This is a genomic window from Chryseobacterium sp. TQ-BC-N36 (genome assembly GCF_058382295.1).
In genome coordinates, this window is the sequence record NZ_CM178175.1 from 5,292,021 (window position 1) to 5,298,896 (window position 6,876).

Sequence of the window (6,876 nt, forward strand, 5' to 3'; positions counted from 1 at the left end):
GAATTACTTTGAATCAAAATATCCCATTAGCTGAAAAATTAAGACCTAAAACCCTGAACGATGTATTGGGGCAGGAGCACCTTACCGGCGATAAAGGAACTATCCGAAAAATGATTGAAAACAATACCCTGAATTCTCTGATATTCTGGGGGCCTCCGGGAACCGGGAAAACTACGCTGGCTGAAATTATTTCAGAACAGTCAGGGAGGAAGTTCTATAAGCTTTCTGCGGTTTCTTCCGGGGTGAAAGATGTCCGTGATGTGATTGAAGATGCCAAGAAGCAGAATCTGTTCTCCGGAAAATCCCCTATTTTATTTATTGATGAGATTCACAGGTTTAATAAGTCACAGCAGGACTCATTACTGCATGCGGTAGAAAAAGGCTGGATTGTTTTAATAGGAGCCACTACAGAGAATCCAAGTTTTGAAGTCGTTTCTGCATTGCTTTCAAGAAGTCAGGTATATGTTTTAAAAGCATTAAGCTATGAAAAACTGGAAGAACTGATCGATATTGCTTCGGAAAGATACAATAAAGATGAGGGGACTGACTTTAAAATCCTGGAAAAAGAAGCTTTCATTCAGTATTCGGGAGGTGATGCGAGAAAGCTGATCAATTCTGTGGAATTGGTCTTGAACCAATACAAAAATTCAAAGACAACAGAAATTCTTAATTCAGACGTTCTTGAAGTTCTTCAGGAGACCATGGCGCTGTATGATAAAAACGGGGAACAGCATTATGATATTATTTCGGCCTTTATCAAATCTATGCGGGGGGGAGATCCTAACGGAGCAGTTTACTGGCTGGCCAGGATGATTGCCGGGGGAGAAGATATCAAGTTTATTGCCCGGAGAATGCTTATTCTTGCGGCTGAAGACGTGGGATTGGCTAACCCGAATGCACTGGTGGTTGCGAACAATTGTTTTCAGGCGATTAATGTGATTGGGAATCCTGAAGCCAGGATTATTTTAAGTGAAACTGCGGTATACCTTGCTGTTTCCCCTAAAAGTAATTCTGCTTATATGGCGATTAACGAAGCATTGGCCCTGGTGAAACAGACCGGAAATCTGCCTGTACCGCTGCATTTGAGGAATGCCCCTACAAAGCTGATGAAAGATCTTGATTATGGAAAAGACTATAAATATGCCCATTCTTATGAGGGTAACTTTGTAGAACAGGATTTTCTTCCCGAGGAAATCAGGAATGTAAAACTGTATGAGCCGGGGAATAATTCTACGGAGAAGAAAATCTACGAAGAACTCAGGAAAAAATGGAACAATAAGTATTAAAATAAAAAGGATGCTGTTTTAGAGCATCCTTTTTTTATAGTATTGAATTATTCAGTTGTGTAGATGAACAATGTTTTTTTACCATTATAATCTTTTACTTCTGTTTTTTTCTTGATCTGCGGATAGATTAATGTGCTGGTATCTGTAAATTCATATCCTTCAATAAATACAGGATTATCGGCCGGGATATTATATTGTACATTGATTTCAGATAATGCCATTCTGTCAAAAACATTTTCGCCGTTTTTGAACTTATATTCAGTCACGCCTTTTGTAAAAACAGAACTGTATTTTTTTAAGCTTTGAGGAAGGCTTGATGGAGTATTGTAAACTTTTGAAACCTGCAATAGATTCTTTCTTGTATTGAACAATTCTACCGTCCCAATAACGTTGTCAGCCACTGCAAACTTCACCGCCAGATTTTTTTGCTGCGCAAATAAAGTGGCCGAAGATAATATTAAAAAAGAATAGAGTATTTTTTTCATAATCAGAATATGTAACTGTTAAAAACGTGATAAATATAGTTATTTTTTACAAAATGTGAACGTAATCTTAAATTGTTTTACATTTTATTTATAAATAAAAAGATTTATCCTGATGGATGGTCTGCAGCTTCTTCATTTTTGTCTTTTTTGTCCATCATATCTCTGATCAGGTTTTTCAGCCGCTGAAAAGCAAAAGAACTTAATAATAAAATGATTCCAAGTACGATGAAAGCGCTGATCCTTGAAATATTGTCCATTTGCCATACGTCATAACCGTAAAGTTTTAATACCATCAAACCGACAAGCGTAAAACCAATCTTGTGGTATTCCCGGATATTCTTTTTGAGGCCTGTATAAATAAAAATGCTGGCAAGTATTGTCCATATGATAGGAAGATAAAGAATATTGAAATGCTTATCAGCTTCATAAGATTGGGGAATATTATTCGAGATCATCAGTACATAGGTGTGATGCAATTCGCAGCTTGTAAAAATGATAAGTGTTAAAGAAAGAAGCCAGTAAGAGATTTCGCGCTTGTGAAATTCTGAAGACGGAATAATTTTGAAGCATACATAGGTAAAAGGAATCCACTGAAGAAGATGAAGCAGATAAAAACCTGGAGCCAGTTTTTTTGATAAAATTGCTGTCACTACTGATGGAGTAGGAACGGCTATGGTAATAATGATGAGAATGAAAAGAAGGTAAATCAATATATTCTGGATATCATTTCTGATGTTCAGTGGCTTTCTGAGAAGCAATAAGATGAAAATATAAAAGATACTGAATAACAATCCTACGCTGGTGATTGCTGCCCAGTGCATTTCCGAAATATGATAGGTAATCTCAAGAAGAAAAGTAATATAAATAACGCCATAACTTATCACAGTGCTAAGGTCTTCAAAAAAATTGAGGTCTTTATTTTGTGATTCTTTCTCGGTATTCCTTAATAAATATAAATTGATTATTATGGAAACAATGGTAAATGAGCTGGTGATAAACGGAGAATTGAATATAATGGCTAAATCTTTTGTACCAAAATAGGCTGTCCATGTTACAAGTTGGGCAGTTATCACCAATGGAAAAAGGATATAAAAGAAGATTCTGAAAATCTTATGACCGGTTTTTTTCCAGATGAAAAGAAGAAGGGTTGTTTCTATCGCCCAGATACTGGTGATAAGGTGTGTTTTGAACTGAATTGCAACAGCTGCTGTTATAAGGCTGGTAACCAACCCTGCAAATACAGAATAAGCGATTCCAAAATCCTTTTTTCCATATTCTCTAAAAAACAGAACAGCATTTACTGCTGCAAAGACAAGTGGGAAAATAATTGGTGGTTCATATTTTAGTGTGTTAAAAGTATAGATCAGTCCCAAAATACTCGAAAAATTAGTAAGAACGAGTATAGCAATATCAGAGGAGGAAAGTGCTTTTTTCCTGATATAATCATGTAATGCAAAAATGTAGAAAACAGCATAACTGATCATATAAAAAGTAATATTTAAGAGTTCCGGACTTTTATGGGTCCAATAGAAAAGATAACAGGTTGTAAAAATATAAGCTGTCCATCCGACACTTTTCCAATGCTGAAGGAATGATGCTGCCAGCATTCCGATATTTAAAAGGGTAAGATAAATAAAAAGGAAAAGGTAATTGCTGTGGCCGTTACTGATCATCAAAGGCGCAGTGAATCCTCCTATTAATGAAAATATGATTAATACCTGACTTTTATAGTAATAAGATAGAACAATAGATACTGCCGTTATTAAAACAGTTGTGGCAAATGCTGTATTCTGTGTAAACAGGTGGTATTCACGGAAGGCAATGGTAGCTGTGAAGTAAAGAACAGCGATTCCACCTCCTGTTATAATGGATGAGAAAGTTGTGTAATTTTTTCTGATAAAATACCCTATGATGATGATTCCGGCTCCCGTACAAAAGCCAATTCCTGCTCTTGCAGCTTCTCCGATCCAGTTTTTATCAATGGCATATTTTACAAAATATCCGATTCCCAGAACGAGAGTGAAAATACCAATAATGGTGAGGACATTTTGTTTTAAAAAGTCAAAAACGGGAGTCAGCCGGTCCTTGTCGGCTGGCGTTGGAATTTCTTCATTGTGCTGTATATTTTTATTGGTCTGCTGAGGCTCTGCCTGCTGCTGTATAAAAGTTTTTTCTGTCGGGGTTTTCTTTTGAACTGTCTCAGACTCATCACCAGCCCTGCTGATCTTATCATTAAGATCTGAGATCTCCTTTTCAAGCCTTCTGATTTTAGTATTCAGATTGTTGAAAATGATGAAGATGACAATGAATATTATGACAGCAATGAGTTCATTCATTTCATAGTTTTTATCAAATATAAAGAAATGTTTGATAAGCTATTTAAAAATTAACCCATCACTGTATAGATGATGGGCTAAATGGTATAGATAACTAACAATATGTTTTTCTAGTTGGATACTTTGTAAATGTAGAATGATGTAGTACTTGTTGATAATAATGTTAAGCTAATACCGGGATCAATAAATCCAAAGTTTACTCTATCACCTGCCTGGAAGGAGTATAGCCCATTAATATAACTGTCCGAGATCGTTAAACTAGCCACTAAAAGATTGACACCACTGAAGAGACGGGAGTCTATTAATGCGGTGACACCAGCTCCGGCTCCTCTTGTTCTGGTGATTCCAATACCAGTACCACTACTTAATAAAGAAGCTTGAAGCCCTGTTCCAAAACGGAATGAATATGCTATTGCATATACTCCGTCTGAAGGTATTGTATAAGCTGAAGTAGTATCATTGAATAAAGCTGCACTCCCTATGGTTCTTTCAGCTGCTAGAAAATTAACAGGTTTGAAATCTCCCAATACACCTACGGAAAGGAGACTGATGCCAGTACTTTTTTTTGCAGAATATACGGTAGGATTAGTTCCTGATGCGGCTATTAATAGTGCAGGATCAATTGAAGATACTTCTGAGCTGCCGGTATTGATACCAAGCACCTGGTAGCCACTTAATGCAGGGGCTGCAGGGGTAGTACGGATCTTTGTATTTCCGTTAACATCTAAAGTTGCAGAAGGGGTTGGTGTATTAATACCAACTTGTGAGAATAAAGGTAGGGTTGCACATGCCAACAATAAGCTGTAAAGTTTAGTTTTCATGATCAAGATTTTTAATTAGTTGCTAAGCAAATATACAACAAAAATTATACCCTGCATTGTGAAATCTATAATTTTTACATTAATATGATGTAATATATTTAAACATATGTTTATATTTTGTGTGATTTTATCACATAATTAATTTACGACTTATTATAATTATTTTTTAATTAATTGCTTGTTTATAAGGGTTTTAAGAAAATATAATTCTCCCTTAGTGGTGGGTTATTTTAACAGCTGATCAAAGAGGGTAACAAGTAAATATTTTAACAGTCACAATTTTATTTTTTTGGCTTTTGTAAGGTCATAAAAAAGAAAAACACTGCCATGGAGGCAGTGTTTTAAAGGATTTATTGCGTTTTTTCTTAGCTTTCCAGAAGGAATTCCTGATAATTTCCAAGAAAATCAACATTTGCTTTGATTGATTCAAGCTCTTTAAGAGCATTTCCATGCAAGACGTCCTCCCAGGGACCTGCCACATTAATAAAGAAAAAGTAATTTCCCAAGCCGGTCTTTAATGTTCTGGATTCAATTTTGCTGAGGTTCATTTTTCTCCATGCAAAAACAGATAATACCTGATGCAGCCCGCCCGGGTGATCTTCTGGAAGAGTAATCAGCATTCCTGATTTTTCTCCTAAAGATTCAAGACGATCATTCTTATAGGTATTCTGGTGCTTGGAAATAATAATGAACCGGGTATGGTTCTGTTCAAAATCCTGAATATTACGGTTAATAATTTTCAGACCATATAAATTAGCTGCAAATTGGTTGGCTACCGCAGCGATGGAAGTGTCCGGGTTTTCTGAAACAAATTTAGCCGCAGCGGCAGTAGAAGAAAAGTCCTGTTTTGGAATTTCTTTATAATGACTGTCCAGAAAATGAAAGCTCTGTGCAAGAGCCTGCGGATGTGAATAGATTCTTTCAATATTTTCAACCGAATTTTTCGGATGAATCATCAGGTGATGGGCGATGGGCATTACTGCTTCTGCCTCAATTTTAATAGAAGGGGTCTTGTATAAATAATCCAGCGTCATCGAAACTGTTCCCTCAATAGAGTTTTCCAGTGGTACAACTGCTTTTACCGCCTCTCCATTTTCAACAGCATTAAAACAATCCAGAATACTGGCTTGTGGTAATAACTCTTCATCAGGAAAAAGCTGAGCGGCAGCAAGCTGGGTAAAACTGGCATGAGGCCCCAAAAATGCAATCTTCATAATACTATAATATAAAGGATGAATAAAATAAAGGTACAAAGGTGCGAATTAATTCATAAACAGAGTGTGTGTTGTGACTTTGTTTTGTTGCTGGTTATTTTTGTTTCTTGTTTCCCGACTTTAAATTTAGAACCATAAACCTTAAACTCTCGAATCCTCAAACTCTCAAACTCAGAACCCCTGCTGTCTATTCCTTCCAGTTCTTCTCAATCATTTGCATCAGGAAATCCGGACACTTGATTACTTTGTTGGTTTTTGCATCCAGAAAGAATAGAGTAGTGGATGCTTCTGTTATTTTAATATGCTCCTCATTGTAAATTTCATATTCAAACTCAATCCTTACTCCCGGAATTTTTTTGACACAGGTGTGAATTTCTAATTTTTGATCATACAAAGCCGGCCGGATATATTTAATTTTATACTCTGAAACAGGAAGCCAAATTCCTTGGTTTTCAATTTCATCGTATGAAATTCCTATGCTTCTGAAGAGCTCCACTCTGCCTACTTCGAAGTACTCAGCATAGTTGCCGTAGTATACGTATTTCATAGGGTCTGTTTCTGCGTAACGTACTCGTATTGAGTGTGTTGTGTGTATCATTTTTGGCGTTAAATTATACATACAAATATATTTTTAAATAATCAATAGCTGCAATATTTTTTTTTAAAAAGAAAAAATTGGACCTTTGTCTTCCTTCTAAAAACAGTACAAACAAAGAATAATCAGGGCATAAAAA

Annotated in this window: 6 protein-coding genes; 1 reads left to right on the forward strand and 5 read right to left on the reverse strand. The window is 36.0% G+C overall.

Annotation, left to right across the window (positions count from 1 at the left end; translation table 11 throughout):
• Positions 1-8: 8 nt before the first annotated feature.
• A complete protein-coding gene (locus AC3FI7_RS23935) occupies positions 9-1,286 on the forward strand; it encodes a replication-associated recombination protein A (protein WP_142725648.1) in 1,278 nt (425 codons plus the stop codon).
• A gap of 47 nt (positions 1,287-1,333) precedes the next feature.
• On the opposite strand, the gene AC3FI7_RS23940 is transcribed toward AC3FI7_RS23935, so the two are convergent.
• The 5 genes from AC3FI7_RS23940 to AC3FI7_RS23960 all read right to left on the reverse strand — a co-directional run bounded on the left by AC3FI7_RS23940 (position 1,334) and on the right by AC3FI7_RS23960 (position 6,740).
• The gene (locus AC3FI7_RS23940; RefSeq protein WP_491461072.1) at positions 1,334-1,771 is read right to left on the reverse strand and encodes a hypothetical protein; all 438 of its coding nucleotides are present in this window, start codon (positions 1,769-1,771) and stop codon (positions 1,334-1,336) included.
• A gap of 104 nt (positions 1,772-1,875) precedes the next feature.
• The gene (locus AC3FI7_RS23945) at positions 1,876-4,107 is read right to left on the reverse strand and encodes a DUF2339 domain-containing protein (protein ID WP_491461073.1); all 2,232 of its coding nucleotides are present in this window, start codon (positions 4,105-4,107) and stop codon (positions 1,876-1,878) included.
• A gap of 110 nt (positions 4,108-4,217) precedes the next feature.
• Complete coding sequence (locus tag AC3FI7_RS23950; protein WP_142725651.1) at positions 4,218-4,928, reverse strand: hypothetical protein; 711 nt, start codon at positions 4,926-4,928, stop codon at positions 4,218-4,220.
• A 365-nt stretch (positions 4,929-5,293) separates the two neighbouring features.
• Positions 5,294-6,142, reverse strand: a complete 849-nt coding sequence (gene pheA, locus AC3FI7_RS23955) for a prephenate dehydratase (protein ID WP_343657707.1) — start codon at positions 6,140-6,142, stop codon at positions 5,294-5,296.
• A gap of 187 nt (positions 6,143-6,329) precedes the next feature.
• Positions 6,330-6,740 carry an acyl-CoA thioesterase gene (locus AC3FI7_RS23960; protein WP_142725653.1) on the reverse strand — a complete coding sequence of 137 codons (411 nt, stop codon included), beginning with the start codon at positions 6,738-6,740 and terminating at the stop codon, positions 6,330-6,332.
• Positions 6,741-6,876: the final 136 nt, after the last annotated feature.

Excerpts from the sequence above, each read along its gene's own strand:
- AC3FI7_RS23950 (WP_142725651.1), bottom strand. The coding sequence starts at position 4,928 with ATGAAAACTAAACTTTACAGCTTATTGTTGGCATGTGCAACCCTACCT.
- AC3FI7_RS23940 (WP_491461072.1), bottom strand. The coding sequence starts at position 1,771 with ATGAAAAAAATACTCTATTCTTTTTTAATATTATCTTCGGCCACTTTA.
- AC3FI7_RS23945 (WP_491461073.1), bottom strand. The coding sequence starts at position 4,107 with ATGAATGAACTCATTGCTGTCATAATATTCATTGTCATCTTCATCATT.
- pheA (WP_343657707.1), bottom strand. The coding sequence starts at position 6,142 with ATGAAGATTGCATTTTTGGGGCCTCATGCCAGTTTTACCCAGCTTGCT.
- AC3FI7_RS23960 (WP_142725653.1), bottom strand. The coding sequence starts at position 6,740 with ATGATACACACAACACACTCAATACGAGTACGTTACGCAGAAACAGAC.